This window comes from Pseudonocardia sp. NPDC046786 (assembly GCF_040645415.1).
GTDB classification, from domain to species: Bacteria; Actinomycetota; Actinomycetes; order Mycobacteriales; family Pseudonocardiaceae; genus Pseudonocardia; species Pseudonocardia kongjuensis.
This window is the reverse complement of sequence record NZ_JBEYYF010000016.1, coordinates 23,102-49,284: the sequence shown is the minus strand read 5'-3', so window position 1 is coordinate 49,284 and position 26,183 is coordinate 23,102. Positions and strand designations below refer to the sequence as shown.

At 74.9% G+C, this 26,183-nt stretch carries 25 protein-coding genes; 11 read left to right on the top strand and 14 right to left on the bottom strand.

What is annotated here, in order from left to right:
* The first annotated feature begins 1 nt into the window (after position 1).
* The 4 genes from ABZ881_RS19830 (at position 2) to ABZ881_RS19815 (ending at position 4,265) form a co-directional block, all read left to right on the top strand.
* Positions 2-784, top strand: a complete 783-nt coding sequence (locus ABZ881_RS19830; protein WP_344030534.1) for an enoyl-CoA hydratase/isomerase family protein — start codon at positions 2-4, stop codon at positions 782-784.
* Positions 784-1,656: an FAD binding domain-containing protein gene (locus ABZ881_RS19825; RefSeq protein ID WP_358486514.1), complete on the top strand. Its 873-nt coding sequence runs from the start codon at positions 784-786 to the stop codon at positions 1,654-1,656. Before ABZ881_RS19830 ends, ABZ881_RS19825 begins: the two co-directional genes overlap by 1 nt.
* Positions 1,653-2,903: a 2Fe-2S iron-sulfur cluster-binding protein gene (locus ABZ881_RS19820; RefSeq protein ID WP_358486513.1), complete on the top strand. Its 1,251-nt coding sequence runs from the start codon at positions 1,653-1,655 to the stop codon at positions 2,901-2,903. The genes ABZ881_RS19825 and ABZ881_RS19820 overlap by 4 nt, the downstream gene beginning before the upstream one ends.
* A gap of 75 nt (positions 2,904-2,978) precedes the next feature.
* Positions 2,979-4,265, top strand: coding sequence for a benzoate/H(+) symporter BenE family transporter (locus ABZ881_RS19815; RefSeq protein WP_358486511.1), 1,287 nt, complete (start codon positions 2,979-2,981; stop codon positions 4,263-4,265).
* Between the two features lie 49 nt (positions 4,266-4,314).
* On the opposite strand, the gene paaI is transcribed toward ABZ881_RS19815, so the two are convergent.
* Positions 4,315-4,767 carry a hydroxyphenylacetyl-CoA thioesterase PaaI gene (gene paaI / locus ABZ881_RS19810; RefSeq protein WP_358486509.1) on the bottom strand — a complete coding sequence of 151 codons (453 nt, stop codon included), beginning with the start codon at positions 4,765-4,767 and terminating at the stop codon, positions 4,315-4,317.
* Between the two features lie 63 nt (positions 4,768-4,830).
* Here paaI and ABZ881_RS19805 point away from each other — a divergent pair, with 63 nt between their 5' ends.
* Both ABZ881_RS19805 and ABZ881_RS19800 read left to right on the top strand, forming a co-directional pair.
* Positions 4,831-5,487: an NYN domain-containing protein gene (locus ABZ881_RS19805; protein WP_344030549.1), complete on the top strand. Its 657-nt coding sequence runs from the start codon at positions 4,831-4,833 to the stop codon at positions 5,485-5,487.
* Between the two features lie 2 nt (positions 5,488-5,489).
* Positions 5,490-6,821: an amidohydrolase family protein gene (locus ABZ881_RS19800; protein ID WP_358486507.1), complete on the top strand. Its 1,332-nt coding sequence runs from the start codon at positions 5,490-5,492 to the stop codon at positions 6,819-6,821.
* 4 nt (positions 6,822-6,825) lie between these two features.
* Here the strand turns inward: ABZ881_RS19800 and ABZ881_RS19795 are convergent, their stop codons facing one another.
* Both ABZ881_RS19795 and ABZ881_RS19790 read right to left on the bottom strand, forming a co-directional pair.
* A complete protein-coding gene (locus tag ABZ881_RS19795; protein WP_358486505.1) occupies positions 6,826-8,061 on the bottom strand; it encodes a D-arabinono-1,4-lactone oxidase in 1,236 nt (411 codons plus the stop codon).
* A gap of 530 nt (positions 8,062-8,591) precedes the next feature.
* Positions 8,592-9,080: a hypothetical protein gene (locus ABZ881_RS19790; RefSeq protein ID WP_344030558.1), complete on the bottom strand. Its 489-nt coding sequence runs from the start codon at positions 9,078-9,080 to the stop codon at positions 8,592-8,594.
* A gap of 676 nt (positions 9,081-9,756) precedes the next feature.
* On the opposite strand from ABZ881_RS19790, the gene ABZ881_RS19785 reads away from it, so the two are divergent.
* Positions 9,757-11,184: an AI-2E family transporter gene (locus tag ABZ881_RS19785; protein ID WP_358486503.1), complete on the top strand. Its 1,428-nt coding sequence runs from the start codon at positions 9,757-9,759 to the stop codon at positions 11,182-11,184.
* Positions 11,185-11,222: 38 nt separating this feature from the next.
* Positions 11,223-12,860 carry an SDR family oxidoreductase gene (locus tag ABZ881_RS19780; protein WP_358486502.1) on the top strand — a complete coding sequence of 546 codons (1,638 nt, stop codon included), beginning with the start codon at positions 11,223-11,225 and terminating at the stop codon, positions 12,858-12,860.
* A gap of 6 nt (positions 12,861-12,866) precedes the next feature.
* Here ABZ881_RS19780 and ABZ881_RS19775 read toward each other — a convergent pair whose 3' ends face one another.
* Both ABZ881_RS19775 and ABZ881_RS19770 read right to left on the bottom strand, forming a co-directional pair.
* Positions 12,867-13,256, bottom strand: a complete 390-nt coding sequence (locus tag ABZ881_RS19775) for a BlaI/MecI/CopY family transcriptional regulator (RefSeq protein WP_344030567.1) — start codon at positions 13,254-13,256, stop codon at positions 12,867-12,869.
* A gap of 13 nt (positions 13,257-13,269) precedes the next feature.
* Positions 13,270-14,445, bottom strand: a complete 1,176-nt coding sequence (locus tag ABZ881_RS19770) for a methyltransferase C-terminal domain-containing protein (protein WP_358486615.1) — start codon at positions 14,443-14,445, stop codon at positions 13,270-13,272.
* Positions 14,446-14,651: 206 nt separating this feature from the next.
* Here ABZ881_RS19770 and ABZ881_RS19765 point away from each other — a divergent pair, with 206 nt between their 5' ends.
* Complete coding sequence (locus ABZ881_RS19765) at positions 14,652-15,149, top strand: dTDP-4-dehydrorhamnose 3,5-epimerase family protein (RefSeq protein ID WP_358486500.1); 498 nt, start codon at positions 14,652-14,654, stop codon at positions 15,147-15,149.
* Positions 15,150-15,311: 162 nt separating this feature from the next.
* Positions 15,312-15,695: a DUF3040 domain-containing protein gene (locus ABZ881_RS19760; RefSeq protein ID WP_358486498.1), complete on the top strand. Its 384-nt coding sequence runs from the start codon at positions 15,312-15,314 to the stop codon at positions 15,693-15,695.
* 153 nt (positions 15,696-15,848) lie between these two features.
* Here ABZ881_RS19760 and dnaB read toward each other — a convergent pair whose 3' ends face one another.
* From dnaB to rpsF, 5 genes are all read right to left on the bottom strand, one after another.
* Complete coding sequence (gene dnaB / locus ABZ881_RS19755) at positions 15,849-17,264, bottom strand: replicative DNA helicase (protein WP_344030577.1); 1,416 nt, start codon at positions 17,262-17,264, stop codon at positions 15,849-15,851.
* A 652-nt stretch (positions 17,265-17,916) separates the two neighbouring features.
* Positions 17,917-18,363, bottom strand: coding sequence for a 50S ribosomal protein L9 (gene rplI, locus ABZ881_RS19750; protein ID WP_344030580.1), 447 nt, complete (start codon positions 18,361-18,363; stop codon positions 17,917-17,919).
* A 14-nt stretch (positions 18,364-18,377) separates the two neighbouring features.
* Positions 18,378-18,614 (bottom strand): 30S ribosomal protein S18, encoded by a 237-nt coding sequence (gene rpsR, locus ABZ881_RS19745; RefSeq protein WP_093350843.1) that lies wholly within the window; start codon positions 18,612-18,614, stop codon positions 18,378-18,380.
* A gap of 51 nt (positions 18,615-18,665) precedes the next feature.
* Complete coding sequence (locus ABZ881_RS19740) at positions 18,666-19,220, bottom strand: single-stranded DNA-binding protein (protein ID WP_358486496.1); 555 nt, start codon at positions 19,218-19,220, stop codon at positions 18,666-18,668.
* An 11-nt stretch (positions 19,221-19,231) separates the two neighbouring features.
* The gene (gene rpsF, locus ABZ881_RS19735) at positions 19,232-19,546 is read right to left on the bottom strand and encodes a 30S ribosomal protein S6 (protein ID WP_344030597.1); all 315 of its coding nucleotides are present in this window, start codon (positions 19,544-19,546) and stop codon (positions 19,232-19,234) included.
* A 218-nt stretch (positions 19,547-19,764) separates the two neighbouring features.
* On the opposite strand from rpsF, the gene ABZ881_RS19730 reads away from it, so the two are divergent.
* Positions 19,765-20,538 (top strand): deoxyribonuclease IV, encoded by a 774-nt coding sequence (locus ABZ881_RS19730; RefSeq protein ID WP_344030586.1) that lies wholly within the window; start codon positions 19,765-19,767, stop codon positions 20,536-20,538.
* 1 nt (position 20,539) lies between these two features.
* On the opposite strand, the gene ABZ881_RS19725 is transcribed toward ABZ881_RS19730, so the two are convergent.
* The 4 genes from ABZ881_RS19725 to ABZ881_RS19710 all read right to left on the bottom strand — a co-directional run bounded on the left by ABZ881_RS19725 (position 20,540) and on the right by ABZ881_RS19710 (position 26,035).
* Positions 20,540-21,208 (bottom strand): CoA pyrophosphatase, encoded by a 669-nt coding sequence (locus tag ABZ881_RS19725; protein WP_344030589.1) that lies wholly within the window; start codon positions 21,206-21,208, stop codon positions 20,540-20,542.
* A gap of 116 nt (positions 21,209-21,324) precedes the next feature.
* Complete coding sequence (locus ABZ881_RS19720) at positions 21,325-22,647, bottom strand: glycosyltransferase 87 family protein (protein ID WP_358486493.1); 1,323 nt, start codon at positions 22,645-22,647, stop codon at positions 21,325-21,327.
* A gap of 182 nt (positions 22,648-22,829) precedes the next feature.
* Positions 22,830-25,433, bottom strand: a complete 2,604-nt coding sequence (locus ABZ881_RS19715; RefSeq protein ID WP_358486491.1) for a transglycosylase domain-containing protein — start codon at positions 25,431-25,433, stop codon at positions 22,830-22,832.
* Between the two features lie 206 nt (positions 25,434-25,639).
* Positions 25,640-26,035, bottom strand: a complete 396-nt coding sequence (locus ABZ881_RS19710; RefSeq protein ID WP_344023800.1) for a DUF5318 family protein — start codon at positions 26,033-26,035, stop codon at positions 25,640-25,642.
* Positions 26,036-26,183: the final 148 nt, after the last annotated feature.

Sequence of the window (26,183 nt, the reverse complement as noted above, 5' to 3'; positions counted from 1 at the left end):
CATGGCACTCACCGGCGGCGACGTCGTCCTCGAACGCGGGCACGACGGCCGCGTCGCGTACCTGACCCTGTCCCACGGCACGTACACCGTCGTCACGATGGAGATGCGCCGGCTGGTCGCCGAGCGCTTCGCCGAGATCGACCGGGACCCGCAGATCAAGGTCGTGGTGGTCCGCTCGGACGGGCAGCACTTCACCTCCGGCGGCGACATCGCCGGCTTCATGGAGGTCGACCCGATCGACCTCACCGACCTCGGGCACGACGTCACCGCCCCGGCCCGCAGCGCCAAGCCGGTGATCGCGGCGATCGACGGCTACTGCTTCGGTGTCGGGCTGGAGATGGCACTGGCCTGCGACATCCGGCTCGGCACCGGCCGCACCCAGCTCGCGCTGCCCGAGATGAACCTCGGCATGATCCCCGGCTCCGGCGGCACCCAGCGACTGGCCCGGCTGATCGGGCTGTCCCGGGCGAAGTTCCACATCATGACCGCCACCCGGATCCAGGCCCGGCAGGCGCTGGACTGGGGGATCCTCTCCGCCGAGCTGTACGACGACCGGGACGCCCTGCACGCCGCCGCCGACGAGCTCGCGCTGAGGATGGCCGGCTTCTCCCCGGCCGCGCTGCGCACCGCCAAGGAGGTCCTCGACCGCGGTGTCGACGGTCCGCTGTACACCGGCATCGAACTGGAGCGGAAGGCCTACTCGATGCTGCGCGCCACCGACGACTTCGCCGAGGGCGTGAAGGCGTTCGGCGAGAAGCGCGCGGCGGAGTTCACGGGTCGCTGATGAAGGCCGCACCGTTCGCCTACGTCCGCCCCGGTTCGCTCGACGACGTGCTCGGCGAGCTCGCCGGCGGGAACGGCAAGGTGCTCGCCGGTGGGCAGTCGCTGGTCCCGGCACTGGCCATGCGGCTGGGCCGGCCGGGCACCCTCGTCGACATCACCGCCGTCCCCGAGCTCGGCGAGCTCGGCGTCCGGGACGGCGGCCTGCGCGTCGGCGCGGCGGTGCGCCAGCGCGCGGTCGAGCACGACCCGGCCGCCCGCGCCGTCCCGCTGATCGGGATGGCGATGCCGTTCGTCGGTCATCGCGAGCTGCGCAGCCGGGGCACCGTCTGCGGCAGCCTCGCGCACGCCGACCCGGCCGCCGAGCTGCCCGCCGTCGCCTGCTGCCTGGACGCGCGGATCGAGCTGATCGGCCCGGCCGGTCGGCGGACGATCCCGGCGACCGAGTTCGTCACCGGGGCGATGAGCACCGCCGCCGGCCCGGAGGACCTCCTGCTGTCGGTGACCTTCCCGGCCGCGGCGGCCGGCGAGGGACACGGGTTCGCCGAGATCGCCCGCCGGCACGGCGACTTCGCGCTCGCCGGGGTCGTCACCCGGGTCCGGGTCGATCGCGACGGCGCCGTCACCGGGGCCCGGCTGACCGGCTTCGGCATCTCCGACCGGGCCGTCACCCGCGAGGTCACGCCGCTGCTGCGCGAGGCGGAGGACGAGCACGGCCTCCGCCCGGCCACCGCGGCGCTCGCCGAGGAGGTCGTCGACACCGGCGGGGACACGCATGGCTCCACCGGGTACCGGCGGCGGCTGTTCGGCGTGCTCGCCGCACGAGAGCTGTCCCGGGCGCTGCGCCGCGCCCGGGACCGGAGGGAGACCGCATGACCGCCCTGTCCGATCCCCCGGCCTCGCGGGCCCGGCCCGCACCCCGGGAACGGGTCGCCGCCGACGAGACCGTCCGGATCGCGATGACCGTCAACGGCACCGGGGCCACCGTCGAGGTGCCGCCCCGGGCACATCTCGCCGACGCGCTGCGCGAGCAGCTCGGCCTGACCGGCACCCACCTGGGCTGCGAGCACGGCGTGTGCGGGATGTGCACGATCATGGTCGACGGGCAGGCGGCCCGGGCCTGCCTGCTGTTCGCCGTCCAGTGCGAGGGCGCCGAGATCGTCACCGTCGAGGGGCTCGGCACCCCCGAGGACCAGCATCCGCTGCAGCGGGCGTTCTCCGCCCATCACGGGTTGCAGTGCGGCTTCTGCACCCCCGGCATGCTGATGAGCAGCTACGACCTGCTCCGGTCCGATCCGGGCGTCACCGCCGAGGAGCTGCCCGAGCAGATGTCCGGCGTGCTGTGCCGGTGCACCGGGTACCGCGGGATCCTCGCCGCCGTCGACGACGTCGCACGCACCTACCCGGAGGGCGTCCCCGGCCCGCTGGCCTGCGGCCACCGCACCCTGGTCGGCCGCGGCACCGGAGCGGGATCCGGGGCCGGGGCCCCGGCCGAGGACGTCCCGGCGGCCGCGGCGCCCGAGCGCGTCGAGCTGCCCTCCGGGCCGCCGTCGGCGGTGGTGGAGGTGACCAGCACGCTGCGCTCGCCGACCGACCGGGTCTGGGCGGTGCTGAACGACTTCGACCTGCTGGCCCGCTGCCTGCCCGGCGCCCGGCTGACCGAGGTGCTCGACGGCGACCGGTACCGCGGCCGCGCCACCGTCGCGCTCGGCCCGGTGAGGCTCTCCTTCGACGGACTCGCCCAGGTCGTCGAACGCGACCCGGCGGCGCACCGGCTGCGCTTCCACGCCCAGGGCGCCGACGCCGGGGGCAGCGCCACCCGGGCCGACGTCGTGCTGGCGGCGGCGGCCGGCCCCGGCGGCGGGACCGTGCTGACCGCGCACGCCGACGTCCACCTCACCGGCCGGGTCGCCCAGTTCGGCCGGGCACTCGCCGGGGACGTCTCGCGGCGGATGTTCGAGCAGTTCGCGGCGAGTGTCGACGAGGCCGCGCAGACCGGCTCGGTGACGGCGCCGGGCCGCCGAGCGCAGCTGCGGCTGCTCGTCGGCACCGCCCGGGACGCCGCCGGGGCGGTCGTCCGGCGCGGGCTCGGCCGGCTCCGGGGCCTGCGCCGCCGGTCCTGACCGCAGCGCCGGACACCGGCGTACCCACCGCACCCACTGCACCGATCCGGTGTGTGATCGCAAGGAGGCGACACGATGACCGCATCCACCGACGGGCCCGGCGAGGGCGCCGTGCTGGACGAGCCGACCCGTTCCCGGGGGCTCGAGCCCGGCCCCGGCCTCCGGTCCGGCCTGCGCGGCCTGCCGTCGCGGCTCACTCCGGCGACGATCGGCGCCGGGGTGGTCGCCGCGGTCTTCGGGTGCACCGGGCCCGCCCTGATCGTGATCGACGGAGCCTCCGCCGCCGGCGTCCCGGGCGTGATCATCTCGTCCTGGATCTTCGGGATCTACGTGTTCGGCGGGCTGATCTCGCTGTTCCTGGCACTGCGCTACCGGATGCCCGCGGTCGGCGCGTACTCCATCCCCGGCGCGGTGCTCGCGGTCGGGGCGCTCGGCTCCTACGAGTTCTCCGACCTGGTCGGGGCGTTCCTGGTCGCCGGGCTGCTCGTGCTGGCGCTCGGCCTCAGCGGGCTGATCGGCACGGTGGCCCGTCTGCTCCCGCTGCCCATCGTGATGGCGATGATCGCGGGGGCACTGATCCGGTTCGGCACCGAGGTGGTGAACGCGGCCGCGGCGGCGCCGTGGATCGTCGGCTCGGCGATCGCCGGGTTCCTGGTGCTGTCCCGGTTCGTGCCGTCGGTCCCGGGGGCGCTCGGCGCGCTCGGGGCCGGGCTGGTCGCGGCCATCGCGACCGGCGCCCTCTCCGGGGACGGCGCCGCCGTCGAGGGCTGGACCCTTCCGGTGCTGGTCGTCCCCACATTCGACGTGGGCGCGCTGCTCGCCGTCGCGCTGCCGCTCGCCGTCCTGGTGATCGCGGCCGAGAACGCGCAGGCCTACGGCGTGCTGCTCAGCCAGGGCTACCGGCCGCCGGTGAACGCGATGACGGTGGCCAGCGGCGTCGGCGGCGCGCTGGCCCCGCTGTTCGGCGGGCACAACGCGAACATGGCCGGACCGATGACGGCGATCTGCGCCGGTCCGCAGGCGGGCCCCGACAAGGACGCCCGGTACGCGGCGAGCGTGGTCAACGGTGTCGTGTTCATCGCCTTCGGCGTGCTCGCCGGCCTGGCGGTGACCGCGGTGACGGCGCTGCCGGTCGAGCTGGTCTCGGCCGTCGCGGGCCTGGCGATGATCGGGGTGCTGGTCTCGTCGTTCCGCGGCGCGTTCGGCGAGGGCCGGTTCCGGGTGGGGGCGCTGACGGCGCTGGTCGTGGCCATGAGCGGGATCGCGCCGCTGGGGATCTCCAGCCCGTTCTGGGCGCTGGTGGCCGGCGTGCTCGCCTCGGCGGTCCTGGAGGGTCGCGACTTCCGGTCGGCGCCGGCGTGAGCCCGGTCGCCGGTGCGGCCGCGGGCCGCGCCCGGGCGGGCCGGGCGGGTCAGACCGGCGGCGGCGCGAGGCCGGGCACCTGCCGGGTCCGCCCCCGGAACTCGGCGACGACCGTCCCGTCGGCGGTCCGGACCGTCACGTCGTAGAGCCCGGACCGCCCGGTCAGCGCGCGCTCCGCCGCCTCGGCGGTCAGCCGGTCGCCGGTCCGCGCCGGGCGCAGGAACGCGATGTCCGCGCCGGTCGCCAGTGCCGAGACGCCGTAGGCGTTGCACGCGTACGCCATCGCGGCGTCGGCCAGCAGGAACAGGTAACCGCCGTGGCAGACGCCGTGGCCGTTGGCGTGGTCCTCGCCGACCGTCATGGTGGCGACGGCGCGGCCCGGCGCCACCTCCGTCACCTCGACGCCCGCGGCGCGGGCCGCCCGGTCCGCCGCCCGCATCGCGGCCGCGCTCTCCTCGGCGATCCGCTGACCGTCGGTGCCCGCACTGCCCGTCGTCGTCACCGGCACAGTCTCGCCCACCCGGCGCCCGCCGGCCGACGGCACGTCCCGACTAGGCTCGCCGGCATGAGCAGCGGGGCGGGGACCGTGACGGGCCAGCAGGGGCGTACCGGGCCGACCGGACCGCTGGAGCGGGTGCTGCTCGTCTGGGACGCCCCGAACATGGACATGAGCCTCGGCTCGCTGCTGGGCGCCCGGCCGACGTCGGCCTACCGGCCCCGGTTCGACGCCGTCGGCCGCTGGCTGCTCGACCTCGCCGGCCCCGAGGCCGAGGCCGAGGCGTGCGTGTTCACCAACGTCGCCGCGGGCAGCATCGAGATCGTCCGGCCCTGGGTCGAGGCGCTGCGCAACGTCGGCTTCGCGGTCTTCGCCAAGCCGAAGAGCAGCGAGGACTCCGACGTCGACGACGACATGCTCGCGCACATCGACCTGCGGGCGGCCGAGGGCAGGCTGCGGCACGTCGTCGTCGCGTCCGGCGACGGGCGGGCGTTCAAGGACCCGCTGGAGAAGCTCGTCGAGTCCGGCACCGACGTCTCGGTGATCGGGTTCCGGGAGTACGCCGGGTTCGCGCTGTCCTCCGAGGTGATCTCGTTCCTGGACCTGGAGGACATCGACGGCGTGTTCCGGGAGCCGCTGCCGCGGGTCTCGCTGGACACGCTGCCCGACGAGGGCGCCTGGCTGCCGCCGTTCCGGTCGCTGCGCTCGCTGCTCGAGCGGCGCTGACGATGGCGGTGCTGCAGCGGCTCACCGCCCCGGTGGCGCTGAGCTGCGCGCCGGGGTTCCCGGTCGTCCGCGACGCCGTGCTCGACGTCGACGACGCCGGCCGGATCGCCCACTTCGGCCCGGCGGCCGACGCCCCGGCGACCGACGCCGTCGTCCGGCCGCTGCCCGGGCTGATCATGCCCGGCCTGGTGAACACGCACTGCCACACCCCGATGTCGCTGCTGCGCGGGATGGGCGGCGATCTCCCGCTGATGCCGTGGCTGACCGACGTGATGTGGCCGGCCGAGGCGCTGCTGACCGAGTCCGACGTGCACGCCGGGATGCTCGCCGGCTGCCTGGACCTGCTGCGGACCGGCTGCACCACCAGCGTCGAGATGTACTTCTTCACCGACGCGCTGACCGACGCCGTCCGGACCGCCGGATCGCGCGCCGTGCTGACGCCGGGCATCATCGCCGCGCCCGGCTGGGACCGGCTGGGTACCTGGGAGCAGATGCGCGACGACGTGTCGGCCCGGATCGACGCGCACGGCCTGCACCCGGGCGGGGACGGCCGGATCGAGCTGGGCTACGGCCCGCACTCGGCGTACACCCTCCCGCCCGGCGCGCTGGCGTCGATCTCCGAGCACGCCCGCGAGCGGAACGCGCTGGTGCACACGCACGTCGCCGAGTCCCGCGGCGAGGACGCCCACCTGCGCGACGAGCACGGCTCGGTCCCGGCGATGCTGGACGCGGGCGGCGCGCTGGGCGGCCGGATCCTGGCCGCGCACTCGGTGCACCTGTCCGACGACGACATCGCCACCTACGCCCGGTACGGGGTCGCGGTCGCGCACTGCCCCGGCTCCAACGCCAAGCTCGCGGCCGGGACGGCACGGTTGCTGGACCTGCGCCGGGCCGGCGTCCCGGTGGGGCTGGGGACCGACGGCCCGGCCTCCGGCGACGACCTGGACCTGTGGCACCAGGCCCGGCTCGCCGGGCTGCTCGCCCGGATCGGGGCCGACGACGCCGCGGCGATCACCGCCGCCGAGGTGCTGCTGATGGGCACCGCCGACGCCGCGGCCGCGATCGGGCGGGACGACCTGGGCGTGCTCGAGACCGGCCGGCGGGCCGACGTGGTGCACATCGACACCGACGACTCGGCGTTCGTCGCCCCGGAGGACGACGCCCAGCTGGTGTCGAACCTGGTGTGGGCCGGCGGCTCGCGGCTGGTGCGCGACGTGTGGGTCGGCGGCGAGCAGGTCGTCGCGGGCGGCGAGCCGACGATGGCCGACCGCCGGGAGTCGCTCGCCGCGGTGCGGGCCGTCTCGGCCCGGCTCCGGAAGGCGCTGGCGTCCTGAGGGGTCAGGGGCCGAGCACCGACGCCAGGTAGGGATCGGTGAACCGCCGCTCCGGGTCGAACCGGTCGCGGACCTCGCCGAACGCCGCCCAGCCTGGGTAGGCGACGGCCAGCTCGTCCGGCCCCCACTCGTGCCGGGTCGTCCAGCAGGGGCGCCCGCCCGCGTCCTCCAGGACGGCACCGGCCAGTCGACGCACCGGCTCCTCCGCCGCGCCACGGGTCCGGATCCGCAGGTAGGCGGTGTCCCGGCCGGACGCCGGGTGCAGGTGGCCCGTCTCGGCGGGCCCCAGCCGCACCCGGACCGGGCGCAGGTCGTGCCCCCGGGTGGCGACCGCGGCGCCCAGCTCGCGGAGCACGGTGCCGAGGGCGGCGCGCGGCACCGCCCACTCGGCGAGATCGGGGTCCCACGGCTGCGGATCGGGCAGCACCTCGTGCGGCGGGCCGGCGGTCCCGGGTGCCCAGCGGTGCGGCGGCGGCCACGACGACCGCGCGGACCACCACGACGACGCCAGCCGGGACACCGCCCGGCCCCAGGTCCCGGCGTATCCGCCGCGGCCCTCGGCGACCTCGGCGGGCAGGTCGTCGGTGTCCTCGGGCTCGGCCCACCGGACGATCGCCTGGCCGGTGTGCACCGCCACGTCGCACTCGGTCCAGGCGTGCCCGGTCAGCACACCGTCGGTGAGCAGCTCGCTGGTCCGGGTCGGCTCCTCGTGCACCCGCAGCCCGCGCAGCGGCACCGTTCGCAGTTGCACGGCGGTGAGCACGCCCAGCGCGCCGAGGCCGCAGCGGGCGGCGTCCAGGTCCGGTCCGGTCACCTCGCGGACCCGGCCCAGCCCGTCCACCAGCCGCACCGCCAGCACCTGGTCGGACAGCGACCCGACGGCCGGTTCGCCGCCGTACATCCCGAGCCCGGTGGCACCGGCGATGGTGGCCCGCGGCGCGTCCGGCACGGTCGCGAGCGCGCGCCCGGACGCGGCCAGCGTGGTGCACAGGGCGGCGATCGTCTCCCCAGCGCGGACCCGCACGGTGTCCTCGGCGACCTCGACGACCCCGGTCAGCGCGGACGCGTCGAGCAGCACGTCGTCGGTCCGGACCAGCGGTCCCGGCGCCCGCGCCCCCGCCCCGGTCGGGCGCACCCGGGTGCCCCGCTCGGCGGCGCGCCGCACCGCCGTCACCACCCCGGCCTCGTCCAGCGGGCGGTCGGTGCGACGGGGTCCGGTCGCCGCGGCATCGGTGCTCATCGACTGCAGGGTAGAGCTCCCGGGCGTCACCGTGCGGAAGGATCCGGGTACGACGCGGCGACGTCACCCCCGCACGACTGCGTCGAACGTGGTGACTGTCGAACGTGGTGACTCAGGTGACGGTGGTGACTGCAGTGTTCGGTGATGCTGCAGAACGGACTGGGACAGACCCCTTGTGACCCGGACGGCCGCCCGTTACGGTCACACTCCGTGGCGATCATGTCGCCGCGTGAGGCAGGGCCGACGCCGTCCCCGCCTCGTCGAGCCCGCGCCTCCGGAATCGCGCTCCCCACGGTTCCGGGCCGGCTCGATCGCGTCCGGCACCGCCTGACCGTGCCGGCAGGGGCACGCGCGAGGGCCGGGACGCCCGGTCGGCTCCCTCCGACCCGGCGTTCCGGCCCTCGCCTTGCGTGCTGACGACCCTGCTCCCCAGCCGGTCGTCACCCACCCCGCGGCCCAAGGTCTCCGCGGGACGTCTTCTCACCTCCCGGGACGTGCCGGGGGCGCGCTGGTTGCCTGCGCCGTGACGATCAGGCCGAACGGGTCAGCCGGTGCCGCCCGGCGCCGCCGAGCAGGTCGGCGACCGCCGCCCGGTCCGCGGCCCGCGCGGCGTCCCGGCGGCGCCGCAGCATCGCCAGCGCGGCGTCGCCCGGGTCGTTCCAGGTGCCCCGGCCGACCGGCTCGGACTGCTGCGGGACCGGCGAGGCGAGCGGATCGGTGTGGAACGCGGCGACCGCGTCGGCGGTCTGCCGGGCGTCGGCGGCCGGGGCGCGGCGGGTGGTCCGGACGGTGCCGCGGTGCACCCGCCGCACGGCGTTGCCCGCGGAGCCGGAGCGCTGCCGGTCCCGCCACCCGCCGACGGTGAGCGAATGGAAGATCGGGGTCTCGTCCGCGATCTCGTTGTGCGACTCGTGCCGGCCCGGGAACGGCCATCCGTCCCGGGTGGCCCGCCGACGCCGGATCGACGACTCGAGACCGCCGGAACCGTGACCGCTGGATCCATTCTCGAACTCGTACACCCGCCGTACCTCCTGCTCGCTGACGTCGGTTGTGTGCCGCAACTGGTTCGCCCGAAGTCCGTACCCGTCGTACCGCCGTTCGGCCCACTCACTCCGTCAACGGGTGACACCCGAGCGGGGAAACGGCGGTTACAGCGACACCGGCAAGTGCGCTCGTACGGGTGGTGCAGCTCGGTCGTCACCCTGCGTCGCGCGTACGGAGAGTGTACGTCCGGCGCCCGTGTGGAGCAGCGAGTAATCGTCAACCCGTCCCGAACCCGGTGCGGACGTATCGCTCCGGCTGCTCCTACCAGCTTCGGAGCACGTCCGGGCGGTGATCGGGCGGTGGGTGACCGGTCCGCCACCTGACGGTGTCACCACCGGACCTCGGGGGTGTCCACTACACGGGTGTAGTTCGACGCTGCGTGACCTCCCGTGGTCCGCACTGCTCCGACCGCGCGGTGGGTGGGCCGTCCGAGGGGTGCGAGAGGTTCCCCGGATCGCGTGCCGGGCGGGCGTCGCCGGACGGCCGGCGGGGTCGATCGCCGGCACCGTCCCGGGGCGACGTGCCGGCCCCGGCCGGATGCCGCCGGGTGGACCGCCCCGGCCGGGCCGGCGCTGGGCCGTCCGAGCGGACCTGGGTGCGGGCGCCGCGCGCGGCGGGCCGGCGGCCGGACCGGGGTCTAGCGTCGGGGTGGTGGCGGACGGTGCAGGACCAGGCGACGGCCGACCGGACCCCGGGACGGCCACCGACCCGGACACGACGCGCCCGGACACCGAGCAACCAGACACCGAGCAACCAGACACCGAGCCCCCGGACAGCGAGCAACCGGACACCGCGCCCCCGGAGACCGGCACCGGGCAGGATCCCGGGCCCCCCGCGGCCGCGCTCGCCGAGGGAGCCGGACCACCCCTCGCCGAGCCCCGGGGCGGCGCGGCCTCCGACCCGGAGGCCGCCCTGTCCTGGTCCGACACCCGGCAGCAGGCACCCGGGGCCCGGCGATCGCGCCGTCCGGCGGGCCGCTCGGACGTCCCGGCGCCGCTGCGGGTGGCCTCCGAGATCTGCGCCCGGATGCTGGTCATCGCGGCGGGCCTGGCACTGATGATCTTCCTGGTGATCCAGCTGCGGGTGGTCGTCATCCCGGTCGCGATCGCCGTGCTGCTGGCCGCGCTGCTCGCCCCGCTGGTCCAGTGGCTGCACGACCGGCGGGTCCCGCGCGGGGCCGCGACCGGACTGGTGATGGTCACCGGGCTGGCCGCGCTCGGCGGGCTGCTGACCCTCGTCGTCGACACCCTGGTCGACGGCACCGCCGACCTGATCGGGCAGCTCACGATCAGCGTGGCGTCGCTGCAGGGCCTGGTGGACGCCACCCCGTTCCAGGTCGACGTCGAACAGCTCGGCAACCAGCTGCTGGAGACCCTGCAGGACAACCAGCAGACCCTCACCTCGGGTGCGGTGAGCACCGCGACGACGGTCGGCGAGGTGCTGGCCGGTTTCGCGCTGTGCCTGTTCGCACTGATCTTCATGCTCTACGACGGCCGCCGGATGTGGGGCTTCCTGCGGCTGCTCGCACCGGTCGGCCGGCGCGAGCGGGTGGACGTCGCCGGGCGACGCGCGTTCGCCTCGCTGGTCGGCTACGTGCGGGCGACGGTGCTGGTGGCGATCGTCGACGCGACCGGGATCGGCCTCGGGCTGTGGATCACCGGCGTGCCGCTGGCACTGCCGCTCACGGCGCTGGTGTTCGTCGGCGCCTTCATCCCGATCGTCGGCGCCGTGGTGACCGGGGCGATCGCCGTACTGATCGCGCTGGTCGCGAACGGTCTCGGGACCGCGCTGATCGTGCTCGGCGTCGTGCTGGCCGTGCAGCAGCTGGAGAGCCACGTGCTCCAGCCGGTGCTCCTCGGACGCGCCGTGCGGCTGCACCCGCTCGCCGTCGCGCTGGCCGTCGCCGCCGGCGTGGTGATCGCCGGCATCGTCGGTGCGCTGCTCGCGGTCCCGCTGCTGGCGGTGCTCACCGCCGCCGTGCGCTCGCTCGTCGCCCCCCGGGAGGTCGCGCCCGAGGACGTCGATCCGCTGCGGCCGCGCGACGGGAACCCGCCCGCCGAGCTCACCGGGAGATCGTGAACCCTGCCGGGCTGGCGAACCGGTGGGACGATCGATCCGTGCGCTATCTCGTCACGGGAACGACCGGGTACATCGGTGGACGGCTGGCACCGCGGCTGCTGGGGCACGGCCCGGAGGCCGATCTGGTGCCCGACCCGGACGCCGGCCCGGTGCACGTCCGCTGCCTGGTCCGGAACCCGGACAAGCTCGCGGACGTCCCGTGGGCCGGCGACGCCGAGATCGTCACCGGGGACCTGCTCGATCCGGAGAGCGTCCGGGAGGCGTGCCGGGACGTCGACGTCGTCTACTTCCTGGTGCACTCGCTGTCCGACTCGGACTTCGCCTCGCTCGACCGGCGGGCGGCGCTGATCCTCGGCGAGGCCGCGCGCGAGGCCGGCGTGCGGCGGATCGTCTACCTGGGCGGGCTGCACCCGGACGGCGACCCGGCCGAGCTGTCGGCGCACCTGGCGTCCCGGGTCGAGGTCGGGGAGACGCTGCTGCGGTCCGGGGTGCCGACCGTCGTGCTGCAGGCGGCGGTGATCCTCGGCTCCGGATCGGCCAGCTTCGAGATGCTGCGCCACCTCACCGAGCGGCTCCCGGTGATGGTCACCCCGCGCTGGGTGCACAACCGGATCCAGCCGATCGCGGTGCGCGACGTGCTCCGCTACCTGATCCGGGCGGCCGAGCTGCCCGGGCGGCTGAACCGGACGTTCGACATCGGCGGGCCGGAGATCCTCACCTACGTCGAGATGATGCAGCGCTACGCCGCCGTCGCCGGGCTGGGCCGCCGGCGGGTCGTCCCGGTGCCGGTGCTGTCGCCGTCGCTGTCCGCGCACTGGATCAACGTCGTCACGCCGGTGCCGAAGTCGATCGCGACCCCGCTGATCGAGTCGCTGGTGCACGAGGTGGTCTGCTCCGAGCAGGACATCCTGGGCTACGTGCCCGACCCACCGGAGGGCCGGATCGGCTATGACCGGGCGGTGCGGCTGGCGCTGTCCCGGATCACCGACGGCGAGGTCGAGACCCGCTGGTCCGGCGCGACCGTGCAGAACGTGCCGTCCGATCCGCTGCCCAGCGACCCGGAGTGGGCGGGCGGCAGCGTCTACCTCGACGAGCGCGAGCAGGACTGCGACGCCTCACCCGAACGGCTGTGGACGGTCGTCAAGGGCATCGGCGGGGAGCGCGGCTGGTACTCGTTCCCGCTGGCCTGGTCGGTGCGCGGCTGGATGGACCGGGCCGTCGGCGGGGTCGGGCTGGCCCGCGGCCGCCGCGACCCGGACGACCTGCACACCGGCGACGCGCTGGACTGGTGGCGGGTGGAACGGCTGGTGGAACCCGGCGGCGACAGCCGGCACGGGGACAGCCGGCACGGAGACAGCCGGCACGGAGACGGGGCGGCGCTGCTGCGGCTGCGGGCCGAGATGAAGGTCCCGGGCCGGGCCTGGCTGGAGATGACGGTCCGGCCCCGCGACGGCGGATCGACCTACCACCAGCGCGCGCTGTTCATTCCGCACGGGCTGCCCGGGTTCCTGTACTGGTGGTCGGTCGCGCCGTTCCACGGGATCGTCTTCGGCGGGATGGTCCGCAACATCACCAGGACCGCCGAGCGGGCCGACGACGGCGCACCCGACACCCCGCCGGCGAGCCGCAGGCCGTCCTGGCTGCGGTCCCGCCGGTCCGCCGGCCGCGCCGCCTGATCCCGGTCAGCCCGCGGCGTCGCGGCCCCACAGCACCGGCGGCGCCGACGGGTTCAGCGCGGCCCGCAGCACCGCCGACTCGCGCTCGGACACCGAACGGGCGAAGTGCAGCAGGACGGCCTCGGTGTCGCCGGCCGCGTCCAGCAGCTCGCGCAGCGCCTGTGCGGTCTCCTCCTCGCGGGTGGCGGCCGGGCGGTAGAGGTAGGCCCGGCCGTCGAGCTCGCGCCGGACCCAGCCCTTGCGGTGCAGGTTGTCCAGCACCGTCATGACGGTGGTGTAGGCCAGCGGGCGGGCCGGTGCGAGGCGGGCCCGGACGTCCCGGACGCGGCACGGTGCGGCACCGTCCCACAGCACGTCCATCACGGCTGCCTCGAGCTCACCGAGTCGACCTCGCATGGTGCCTCCCGGCCTACGAGGGTAACCGCAACCCCCCATGCGCCCCAGGGCTCCGTCCGGCGGGCCGCTCCTCCGCCACCCGGCCGAGCAGCCGCGGAGCCGGATCGAGGACGACCCACCGGCCCCCGGCCGCCTCGATCCCCGGCAGCTCCGCGCGCACCTCGTCGGCGAGCTCCGGCATGAACAGCACGACCCGGTCGGGCTGCAGCCGCGCCAGCTCCGCCGGGGCGACGACGGGCACGTCGGTGCCGGGCATCCGCCTGCCCTGCTTCGCCGGCGCCGCGTCGCCGACCGCCGCGAGCAGGTCCGACCGGATCCCGGCCCGGCAGACCAGGGGGACCGCCCGCGACGCGGCGCCGTAGGCGGCGACGGTGCGGCCCGCGGCACGCTCGGCAACCAGCCAGGCGTGCAGCGCGCCGGTGCCGTCGGCGTCGGCCTGCAACCGGTGCAGCCCGGCCGCGGTCCGGACACCGAGCCCGTCCTCGGCGCTGAGCAGCCGCCGGGCCCCGGCCTCCGGCTCGGCCCCGGCCCGGGCCGTGACGAGCAGCGTTCCGCCGGAGAGCGGGTACCACCAGGCGCGGTGCAGGCCGATCCCGTGCCCGCGCAGCGCCGCGTCCAGCGCGGGCAGCGACCAGTAGGCGTGGTGACCGTGCCGCAGGTCGTACCACTGGCCCTCGCGCAGCACGGTGCCCAGCGACAGGAGCTGCAGGGCGAGCGTCCCGCCCGGGGCGAGCAGGGCGGCGCGGCGGCGCAGCGCGGTCCGCTGGTCCGGCTCGTGCAGCAGCCCGTAGACGTCGACCACCAGGTCGGCGGGCCCGGCCCCGGGATCCGCCGGGTCGAGCGCGGTCATCCCCCGGCCGGTCAGCCGGGCCAGCCAGGACTCACCGTGCGGGCTGCCGAACTCGGCCACCCGGCCGCCGGGACGGACCAGGCGGGCGTCGGCGAGCCGGGCGACCGACCGGTCGCTCTGCGCGGCGAACGCCAGCGGCTCGACGCCGTGCAGCTCCTCGGCGACCGGCACGTCGTCGGCGAGCTGGGCCAGGCCGCAGCGCCCGCACAGCCACATCCGCAGCGGGGCGACCGGATCGGGCAGCGGCGCGTCCCGCAGCGGCATGCGGTCCCACGGGGGCTGTTCACCGAGGTCGAGGACGATCTCGCCGCGATCGGAACGGCAGGCGCGGCAACGCACCGGTTCCGGCACGGCGCCCACCTCCGATCAACTATCGACGATAGTAGTCCGCTACGGCGGCTACGCCTCGGCCACCCGTTCGGAGCAGCACATGTTCGCCGAGCGTCACCAACGGCGCTCTCGCTCGTTGTCGTCCCGGGTACGAGAAACGGGCCGGGGCCCGGACACGCCACCGGGCGTGACCGGAGCGGCGGGGGGAGCGGCGGGTGAGCGTGCTGAGGACCGTGGTACCGGGGTCGCTGCTCGTCGGGCCGCCGGGGCCGGACGCGTTCGCGGTGCGCCGCAGGCGCCGGGTGGCCCGGGACGCGGTGGACGGCCTGCACCTGCACCGGGCCGAGGCGGTGCTGCTCGACGTGTCCCGCGGAGCCGGCTACGCGGTCGTGATCGACGCCCGCCCGGATGCCGAGACGTTCGGCCGGCTCGCCGTGTCCGTGCTGGACGGCGGGCGGCTGCTGCTGGTCCCGCCCGGCTGCCTGCACGGCGTGCAGGCGCTCACCGACGGCACGATCGTCGAGACCCGGTCGGCGGGCAGGCCGAGCCGCCGGGGCCGGACGACCGTCGATCCCGACGACCCGGACCTCCAGCTGCGCTGGCTGCGGTCCCGGCCCGCCAGGACACCGGCCCCGGACCGCTCGTGGACCGGTCTGTGCAGCAGGATCGGCGCCCCGGCCGGGCCCCGGCGGGACCGCGTCTCCATCTGGTGACCCGGGCCGGTGCGGCGTGAGCACCGGCACTGTGACCCCGTTCGCCCGGCTGTCAAGGTCACGATCAGGTCACGTAGTCTGCCCTGAACGCCCGGATCGACGTCGCCCCAGGCTCCCCACCGGTGCTCCCGTGCGCCGGTCGAGACTCCGAGGGGTGCTTCTGTGCTGAGCGAGCGCGAGACACGGCGGCTGCACGAGATCGAGATCCAGCTGCGGCTCACCGATCCACGCCTGGTGCGCCGGTTCGCGGCGCTCACCGGCGCGAACCGGCCGGCCGGCCCGGGGCGCCCGCTGCGTCCGGCCACCCCGGGGAGCCTGCTGCGTCCGGCCGCGCCGGGGCGCCTGCTGCACGGCCCCGGCGGGTCGGGTCGTTCGGTGCACGGGGCCGGGCCGCTGCCGTCGGTGCTGCTGGGGGTGTCCCTGCTGGTGCTGCTGGCCGGAGCGGTCATGGTGGCGGTGCCGGTGGTGATCGCCGGGATCGTGCTCGCCGCGCTGTCGCTGGGCGTCGCGGCCACCGTGCCGCAGCGGCGCCGATCCGGGGGCTGAGCGGGCCGCGGGCCACGCTCACCATGCCGCTCACCGTGCCGCTCACCGTGCCGCGGCCACCGCCGCGCTGCCGCCACGTCCCGCGCCGCGGTCACCGGGCCGCACGCCACGTCGTACCGCCGCCCGCGCGCCGGTGCTGGCGCTGCCGGGCGCTCAGCCGTGCGCGAGATCGGAGAACCGGCTGTAGTGCAGCTGGTGCGCCACGGTGATCGTCGTCGTCGGGCCGTTACGGTGCTTGGCCAGGATCAGGTCCGCCTCGCCGGCCCGCGGGTCGTCCTGCTCGAAGGCGTCCGGGCGGTGCAGCAGCACCACCATGTCGGCATCCTGCTCGATGGATCCGGACTCACGCAGGTCGGACAGCATCGGCCGCTTGTCGGTCCGCTGCTCGGGACCACGGTTCAGCTGGCTCATCGCGACCACCGGCACCTCGAGCTCCTTGGCGAGCAGCTTGATCTGCCGGGAGAACTCCGAGACCTCCTGCTGGCGGGACTCGACCTTGCGGCCCGAGGTCATCAGCTGCAGGTAGTCCAGGATGATCAGCTTCAGGTCGTTGCGCTGCTTCATCCGGCGCGCCTTGGCCCGGATCTCCATCAGCGTCAGGTTCGGCGAGTCGTCGATGTAGAGCGGCGCCTCGGAGATCTCCGACATCCGCCGCGCCATCCGCGTCCAGTCCTCGTCGGACATCCGGCCGGCCCGCATGTCGGCCAGCCGGATCCGTGCCTCCGCCGAGAGCAGTCGCATGACGATCTCGGACTTGCTCATCTCCAGTGAGAAGAACGCGCTGGTCATGCCGTTCTTGATGGAGCAGGAGCGGGCGAAGTCCAACCCCAGGGTGCTCTTCCCGAGCCCGGGCCGGGCCGCGACGACGACCATCTGCCCGGGGTGCAGACCGTTGGTGACGGCGTCGAGATCGGCGAACCCGGTGGGGACGCCGGAGGACATGCCGCCGCGGGAGGCGATCGCGTCGATCTCGTCCATCGTCGGCTGAAGGAGCTCCTCCAGCACCGTGTAGTCCTCGGTGGTGGTGCGCTCGGTGACCTCGTAGACCGCGGCCTGCGCCCGGTCGACAACCTCGTCGACCTCGCCGCCCTCGGCTCCGTGGTAGCCGAGCTGCACGATCCGGGTGCCGGCCTCGACCAGCCGGCGCAGGATCGCCTTCTCCCCGACGATCTCCGCGTAGTACGCCGCGTTCGCCGCGGTCGGCACCGTCGCGATGAGGGTGTGCAGGTACGGCGCACCGCCCAGGCGCACCAGCTCACCGCGGCGCTGCAGCTCGGCCGACACGGTCACCGCGTCGGCCGGCTCACCGCGGCCGTAGAGGTCCAGGATCGTCTCGTAGACCGTCTGGTGCGCGGGACGGTAGAAGTCCTCCGGGCGGAGCACCTCGACGACGTCGGCGATCGCGTCCTTGCTCAGGAGCATGCCGCCCAGTACCGACTGCTCCGCGGTGAGATCCTGCGGCGGCTGACGATCGAAGGTGCCGCTACCGCCGCTGCCGGAGCCGCCCGCCTGGTCCTCGTCGCGAACGGCTCGAGGCCGGCCGGTGGGACGATCGTCCGTCAGAGCCATACGCAGCGTCACCCCCGGTGGACAGCATAGCGAACACACGTTCGAAGCGCGAGAGCCGTCCTCGGCGTACTCGCGTGGGTCTCCCGTGATGGTCCGGCCCGGGCGCCCGCCACCGGGCCGCCTGTCGTGCGGGCGGGTGCGGGACGTACTGCCGAGCCGGTCGGACCGAGGCTAGGTCGGCGCGCACCCCCGGCACCAACCGGCCTGGTGATCAACCTGGGGACGGCCTGTGCACGACCGCCGCCCATCCCGGGACCGTGCTGTGGACAACCTGGGGACAGCGCATCGATTTCCGCCATAGGCGCTGGTCAATGGCATGGGGACAGTTGTGGACAACATCGCTCTGGCGTGTCGTCGCAGGGCCGCTTCCGGCGTGTCGGAGTGCGCCGGACACCGTTCACCGCCCGGCGCGTCCACAGCCCCGCCCGACGAGCCGATCGTCACCGCGCGGCGTGTCGTCTGTGTGACAGCGGATCCGGTCCGTCCTCACCCGACCGGGCGGTCCCGTCCACTCGCGACTCCGGAGCGCGTCCGCGGACCGGTCGCCGACCCATCGCGGGCCGGTCCGTGCATACGACAGAGCGGTGCCCGGAGCACTCGGCTCCGGACACCGCTCTGACTACTCTCAGTGGTCGATCGACCACCGCACCGCTCAGCTCGCGACGACCGCGATCGGCAGCTCGGTGGTGACCTCCGGGTGCAGGCGCACCTGCACCTGGTGCTTGCCCAGGGTCTTGATGTGACCCGGGACGTCGACGATCCGCTTGTCCAGCGTCGGACCGCCGGACGCCTTGACCGCCTCGACGACGGCGGTCGGGGTGACCGAGCCGAACAGCCTGCCGTTGTCGCCGGCCTTGGCCGGGACGGTCACGTTCAGGTTGCGCAGCTGCGAGTCGACCTGCTGGGCGTGCCCGAGGTCCCGGATCTCGCGGGTCTTCTGGGCCCGGCGGATCTGCTCGACCTGCTTCTCGGCACCGCGGGTGGCGACGACCGCGAGCTTGCGCGGCAGCAGGTAGTTGCGGCCGTAGCCGTCCTTGACCTCGACGATGTCGCCGGGCGCGCCCAGGTTCGGGACGTCGGCGTTGAGGATGAGCTTCATCTGCGTTCTCCTCGTCAGCGCGCGGTCGAGGTGTAGGGCAGGAGGGCGACCTCGCGGGAGTTCTTGACCGCGACGGCGACGTCCCGCTGGTGCTGACGGCAGTTGCCGGTCACCCGACGGGCACGGATCTTGCCCCGGTCCGAGATGAACTTCCGCAGCAGACCGGTGTCCTTGTAGTCGATCTGCTGGGCCTTGTCCTTGCAGAACGCGCAAACCTTCTTCTTCGGCTTGCGCACGATGGCCTTGGCCATGGTGGTGCTCCTGGTGGGTCTACCGCCCGTGACGGGCGGTGGGTACGTGGATCAGAAAGGGGGCTCGTCGTCGGACGCCGCGCCGCTCCCGGCGGGCGGGGCCGAACCCCAGGGGTCGTCATAGCCGCCGCTGGAGTTGCCTCCGCCGGAGCCACCGCCCTGCTGGCCGCCACCGCCGAAGCCGCCGGAGCCTCCGCCCTCGTAGCCGCCACCGCCACCGAAGCCGCCGGAGCCTCCGCCCCGGCTGACCTTGTTGACCTTGGCGGTCGCGTAGCGCAGCGAGGGGCCGACCTCGTCGACCTCCATCTCCACGACGGTGCGCTTCTCGCCCTCACGGGTCTCGAAGGACCGCTGCCGCAGCCGCCCCTGCACGACGACCCGCGCACCGCGGGTCAGCGACTCGGCGACGTTCTCCGCCGCCTGCCGCCAGATGTTGCAGCGCAGGAACAGCGCCTCGCCGTCCTTCCACTCGCCGGACTGGCGGTCGAAGGTCCGCGGCGTCGACGCGACGGTGAAGTTGGCGACGGCGGCGCCGGAGGGGGTGAACCGCAGCTCGGGATCGGCCGTCAGGTTTCCCACGACGGTGATCACGGTCTCGCCGGCCATGACAGCCCCTCTCAGCCGGCGGCGGGCGCCGGCGTGCGGGTGACGTCCTTGCGCAGCACCTTGGTGCGCAGCACGGACTCGTTCAGACCCAGCTGGCGGTCCAGCTCGGCGACGGTGGCGGGCTCCGCGGCGATCTCGACGACCGCGTAGATGGCCTCGCTCTGCTTCCTGATCTCGTAGGCCAGCCGGCGCTTGCCCCAGACCTCGATCTTCTCGACCGATCCGCCGTCGCTCTTCACGACGGTGAGGAACTGCTCCAGGGACGGCTGCACGGTGCGCTCGTCCAGGCTGCCGTCGAGGATGACCATGACCTCGTAGTGACGCATGAGAACCACTCACCTCCTATGGACTCGAAAACGGTCACGGCCCGGACGGCCGTGACAGGAGGTTCTCAGTGCCCCCCGACAGAATCGCCGCACGGCCGGAGCCGGCAGCGGACCTGCGGGATGACCGGGCAAGGCTACCAACGGCCGTCCGGCGCCCCACCTGCGGGTACGCGGGCGCCCGGGCGGTTCTGTCGGGGGCGCTCGCTACCGTGACCCGCATGCAGATCGGAGCACACGTCCGCGACGCCGAGGACCCGCTGGCCGCGGCCGAGGAGGTGGGGGCCGAGGTGATCCAGCTCTTCCTCTCCGACCCGCAGGGCTGGAAGAAGCCGCCGCCGCACCCGCGGGCCGCCGAGCTGGCCGGGTCCGGGGTCGCGGTCGTGGTGCACGCCCCCTACACCGCGAACGTGGCGTCCACGAACAACCGGATCCGGATCCCGTCCCGCAAGATCGTGCAGCAGCACCTGGCCGGCGCGGCCGAGGTCGGCGCGTTCGGCCTGGTGGTGCACGGCGGTCACGTCACCGCGGGCGAGGACCCGGCCGCCGGGATCGACAACTGGCGCAAGTTCGTCGAGCGCCAGGCCGGCGAGCACGGCTTCGACGTGCCGGTCCTGATCGAGAACACCGCGGGTGGGGACAACGCGATGGCCCGCCGGTTCGACGCGCTCGGCCGGCTGTGGGACGCGGTGGGCGAGTTCGGCGTCGGGTTCTGCCTGGACACCTGTCACGCGTTCGCCGGCGGGGAGGAGCTCGCCGGGATCGTGGCGCGGGCGAAGGCGATCACCGGCCGGATCGACCTGATCCACCTGAACGACTCGCGCGACCCGTTCGACTCCGCCCGCGACCGGCACGCCAACATCGGTGCGGGCACCATCCCGCCCGACGAGCTGGCCGCCGTCGTCGCCGAGGCCGGCGCGCCGGTGGTCGTGGAGACCCCGGCCGAAGGCCAGGCCGCCGACATCGCGTACCTCCGCGAGCACACGCGGAGCTGAGTCACCGCCAGGCGAACACCGGCTGCTCCAGGTGCGCCACCCTGGTCGGCCGCCCGTGCAGCACGACCTCCCGGAACTGGTGCAGCACCGCACCGGTCGGAGCGTGCACGTAGCGGTCGAACAGCGGCACCTGGATCACCGGGGACCCGGACTCCGGGATGGTCAGGAAGCGGGGTTCGCGGTCGATCTCGGCGAGCGGGAGCCGGTGCAGCTCCGCGACCTCGTCCGGGTTCGGGACCGGCTCCCCGGCACCGCCCGCCCAGAGCACCACCGGCGTGATGACGTACCCGGAGCGGGTGGGGTAGTCGTCGAGCAGGCCGAGCACCCGGTCCGGGCCGAGGTCCAGGCCGACCTCCTCGGCGACCTCGCGGCGGGCGGCCTGCTCGGCCGTCTCGCCCGCGTCGAGCCGGCCGCCGGGCAGCGCCCACTGCCCGGAGTGCGCGCGCAGCGACCGGGCCCGGCGGGTGAGTACGAACGCGACCTCGGTGGCCAGCGGGCCGTCGCCGGTCGCACCCGGCACCGGGAGCAGCGTCATCGTGACCGACGCGGGCCGCTTCCCGGCCCGCTCGGTGTCGGTCGCGGCGCGCCGCTGCAGCACCGGCAGCGCCGCCTCGATCCGTTCCCGCAGCCGCTGCTGCACCCGGTCCGGGACCACCGCGTCGTCGCCCATGCCCCGATACTTCCGCACCCGTGCGCGGTGGCCTGCCCCGCGAGACCACCGTCACCCGTCACCGGCGGGGCGCGGTGGGGCGGGGCGGTGGGCGGGGCGGGGTGCGGCGCGGCGGGTCAGGTGCGGGCCGCCGCCCGGGTCGCGGGCGGCCAGACCGGGTCGGGCGCGGTGTCCCGCCCGCGCCGCAGGATCTGCCGCACCACCAGCACGCACAGCGTCACCACGACGGCGTCCCGGACCAGGACGGTGACCAGGAACGGCTCCATCGGCAGGCCCTTGTCGGCCACGCCGAGGTACTGGTACATCCGCGGCACCCAGACCAGGGCGTCGATCACCATCCAGCCGAGCAGCAGCCGCCAGCGCGGGATCGCCAGCACCGCGAGCGGCACCAGCCAGAGCGAGTACTGCGGGCTCCACACCTTGTTGACCAGCAGGAACGCGGCGACGCACAGGAAGGCGAGCTCCGCGACGGCCGGCGGTTGCGGGGCGCGCAGCGCGAGCCAGGCGATGGCGGAGACGGCGAGCACCATCAGCACCGCGGTGACCGCGTTCAGGATGGTCGGCGGGGCCCCGTCGACGAGTGGATCGTCGAACCCGGCCCAGCCGGTGAACCAGCTCAGCGAGTACCAGATCGAGTCCGGATCGGCCGGACGGGTGCGGTTGAGCAGGAAGAACTCCGCCCAGCCGCGCGGCCAGGCGAGCGCGACCGGCAGGTTGACCGCGGTCCAGGCGGCGACCGCGGCGCCGGTCGCCCAGCCGGCCCGCACCAGGCCGCCGTCGGAGCGGCGCCGCCACCCGACGAGCAGGATCGGCACCAGGAGCAGCAGCGGGTAGAGCTTCGCGGCGGCGCCGAGCCCGATCAGGACGCCGGCCCAGCCGGGCCGGTCCCGGCGCAGCGCCAGCAGGGCGCCGGTGGCGAGGGCGACGGTGAGCGCGTCGAAGTTGGTGAACACGTGCACCAGCGCCAGCGGGGACAGCGCGACCAGCGCGGCGTCCCACGGCCGGTCCGGCCGCAGCCGCAGCACCGCCCAGACCACCGTGAGCCAGGCGGCCGACAGCCAGAAGGCCGTCATGTTGAAGTAGACGACGACGTCGAGCGCGGTCGGCAGCGGCAGCCGCTCCGCCAGCCACTGCCAGCCGTCGGTGAGCTGCGCGTTGAGGTACTGGAAGAACCCGGTGAGCACCGGGTACTCCATCCAGCGCTCGACCCGGGTGCCGTCGGAGCGGGTCTCGAACCAGGCGTCGCGGTAGGGGACGCCGTCGTCGGCGAGCCCCTCCAGGCCGTAGAGCGGGACCGTGTCGGAGTAGCACATCGCCACGTACTGGCGGTCGTTGCGCCAGTCGAGCGCCAGCACGCCGTCCGCGGTGCGGTACTCCTGCAGGCAGGCCGCCTTGCCGAGCCAGCTCATCGCCAGCACGACGACGGCGAGCAGCAGCACGGCCCGCAGCGGCGTCCAGTAGCGGGCCCGGCCGATCAGCGCGTGCCTGCCGAGCGGGCCGCCGACCAGCCGGCTGGCCGAGCGGGCGAGCGGCTCGGTCCAGCTCGGGACCTCGCGGACGGTCGGGCCGTCCCCGGTGTGCGGTTCCCCGGGGGGATCGGCGCCGGGGCGGCCGGGGTCGCTCAGCCCCCACCGCCGTTCGGGTCGTCGGAGCCGTCCTGGCCGCCACCGGAGTCCGGGCCGCCGCCGTCGGAGAACGGGTCGCCGTTCTCGAACGGGTTGCGGTCGCCGCCCCCGTCGCCACCGGAGCCGTCGTCGGAGGAGTCGCCGTCGCCGCCGGAGCCGTCGCGCCCGCCGCCCTCGTCGCCGTTGCGGTCCCGGCCCTCCTCGGGCTCCCGGCTCGGCTCCGTGCTCTCCCCGGCCGAGGACGAGTCGTCGCCGGAGCCGGTGTCGGCGGAGACGTTGCGGGCCGGCGGGGCCTCGCCGATCGGCCGGAAGCTGGAGAACTGCTCGGGCGGGGTGCCGCGCAGCACGTCGTCCATGAACGACTGCCAGATCTGGCCGGGCAGCATCCGGCCGAAGATCGCGTTGCCGGAGGCGTTGCGGATCGGCGAGTTGTCGTCGGTGCCGACCCAGACGGCGGTGGAGACCGACGGCGTGTAGCCGACGGTCCACGCGTCGTTGTTCTGGCCCTCGACCGAGCTCTGCACGGTGCCGGTCTTGACCGCGACCGGGCGCCCGCCGTTGAGGCCGATCCGGGACGAGCTCGCGACGTCGGTCATCGACTCGGTGACGTTGCGCGCGACCTCCTGGGGCATGACCTGCTCGCCGTCGTCGGTCCCGCCGCGGTCGTAGATCACCCGGCCGTCGTTGGCGGTGACCTTGCTGACCATGTACGGCGCGCGCTTCACGCCGTCCGCGGCGAACGTCGCGTAGGCCGCCGCCATGTCCTTCGGGTGCACCTCACGGTCGCCGAGCGAGATGCCGCCGGTCGGGTCCGGCAGCAGGTCGGCGGGGATGCCGGCCTGGTGCGCGGCATCGGCGACGCGCGCCGGGCCGACGTCGAGGCCCATCCGGTAGAAGACGGTGTTGATCGACTTGGTCATCGCCTCCTTGACCGAGCAGTTCGCGCAGCTCACGCCCTCGGAGTTGGTGACCCGGGTGCCGGCCAGCGTCTGCGGCGACGACCCGTCGTAGGTGGTGCCCAGGCCGATCGGGTCGGGCGCCTGCAGCGCCGCGGCGACCACGAACGGCTTGAACGACGACCCGGGCTGCTTCAGCACGGACGCGTAGTCCAGCCCGACGCCGTTCTCGCCGCCGTAGTAGGCGATCACGGCACCGGTCCGCGGATCGACCGACACCAGCGACGAGCGCAGGTTCTCCGGCTGCCCGTCCAGGCTCTGCGCGACGGCCTCGGCGGCCTGCTCCTGGGCGGCCGGGTCGATCGTGGTGGTGATCGTGAGCCCCTGGGTGTTGAGCTCGGTCTCGGAGATGCCGAGCCCCTCCAGCTCGCCGCGGGCGGCGTTGTAGATGTGTCCCCGGTCGTCGCCGGGGATGCCGCCGCCCTCGGCGGCGGACGACTCGTTCCAGCGGGGGAACTGCTGCTGGTCCCGCTCGGCCTGGCTGAGCCAGTTCTGCCCCACCATGCCGTCGAGCACGAAGTTCCAGCGCTGCTGCGACATGTCCAGGTTCTTCGCCGGGTCCCAGCGCGACGGCGACTGGATCACTCCGGCCAGCATCGCCCCCTCGGAGACGCTCAGCTCCGACACGTCCTTGCCGAAGTACGCCTGGCTGGCAGCCTGCACGCCGTAGGCCCCGCGGCCCAGGTAGATCGCGTTCAGGTAGTTCTCCAGGATCTGTTCCTTCGTCATCTCCTTGGAGATCTTCGCCGCCAGCACCACCTCGCGGAACTTGCGGAACAGCGAGTTCTGGTCGTCCCCGGTGGTCACCTTGATGTACTGCTGGGTGATCGTCGAGCCGCCGCCGATGCCGCCGGTCAGCTGGTTGATCACCGCCCGGCCGATTCCGGAGATGTCGAAGCCGGGATTGGAGAAGAAGCTGCGGTCCTCGGCGGACAGCACGGCCTGCTGCACGGGCACCGGGATCCGGTCCAGCGTGACGCTGATGCGGTTCACGTTGCCGGGCCGCACGGTCGCCAGCGGCGCGCCGTCGGCGTAGGTGAACGTCGCCACCTGGGTGACCGCGATGTCGTCAGCGGCCGGCACCGGGAAGACCAGCCAGCCGATCGCGAAGGCGACCAGCGGGCCGAGCACCGAGACCCCGGCCGCGGCGATGAGCCAGTTCCGGATCCGGCGCCTGCGGCTCGGCCTGCGCCCGTCGCCGCCGTCACCGCCGGGGCGGCGGCCGTCGGTGCGGCCGGGCGGCCCGGGCGGGCCACCGGTCCGGCCCGGCGCCGCGGCCGGCGCGGGAGCACCGCCGCGGGGCGGGCCGGGCCGCTGCGGCGGGGACGGCGGGGCCTGCTGGGCGCCGTAGGCGACCGCGCCGAAGTTGCCGATGCCGGAGTCCTCGTGGGTCAGCAGCGGTGGCGGCGGCTGGGGGAGCGGCCGGGGCCTGCCCCCCTGCGGGACGGGCGGGGGCGCGCCGGGCGGCCCCGGGCGCGGGTTCGGGCCCGGACGGCCGGGGGGCGGTCCGGGCGGTGGCGGGGCCGGCGGACCGGGCCGACGGGGCCCGGCGCCGGGGCGGGGAGCCGGCGGGGGGAGCGGGCGGCCGGGGGGAGGCGGCAGTCCGGGTGGCGGGGTGCGTCGGGGGTCACGCTCGTCGTTCACCGGGCGGCTCCGTGGGGTGCGGTCTCGCTGGTCCGCCGGTCGCCGGGTCGGGGGTGCCCGGGACGGCGGTGGTCGGTGGCCGGACCCGCGCCGCGGCGGGCCCGGTGGGCTCCGGCGCGCGGTCCGTGACCGGCGGGCGGGCCGGCAGGTGGGCCGGCACGTGCACCTGGCTCGGCGGCCGGGTCGGCGGGCGGGGCGACACGGGCTCAGCCACCCGCCGTCCGGCGGCCGCCGCGCGGACGGCCGGTGCCGAGGACGAACGAGCGGACCAGGTGGTTCCACCGGCAGGTCCGGCAGACCTCGACCACGTGCACGGTGAACTCGCGGTGGTGCGCCGCGAGCTGCTCCAGGTCCTCGGTGGAGCGGGCCGAACCGGAGATGTGCCGCAGTGCCTCGCCGAACACCCAGGACACCTGGCTGAGCTGGTCCCGGCGGCAGACCGGGCAGGTCTCGTCGACGGTCCGGCCGTGGAAGCGGGCAGCACGCTGCAGGTAGGCACCGGCGTCGCACACCTCCTCGGGATCGACCCGACCGGCACGGACGTCGGCCAGCAGCGCGCGGCGCTGCAGGGCGTAGTCCACCACCTGTCGCGGGCTGAGCACTCGACCAGGGTACGCGCGACCGTGATCCGCGCCGACCGCCCGTCCCGTGCCGGTGGCCCGTTCCGTGCCTGGTCGGGGCACTCGTCCGGATCGGTGGTCGTTGTGACGACGATCATTCGACGAGCGAACCGATGTATCGGGCCGATAT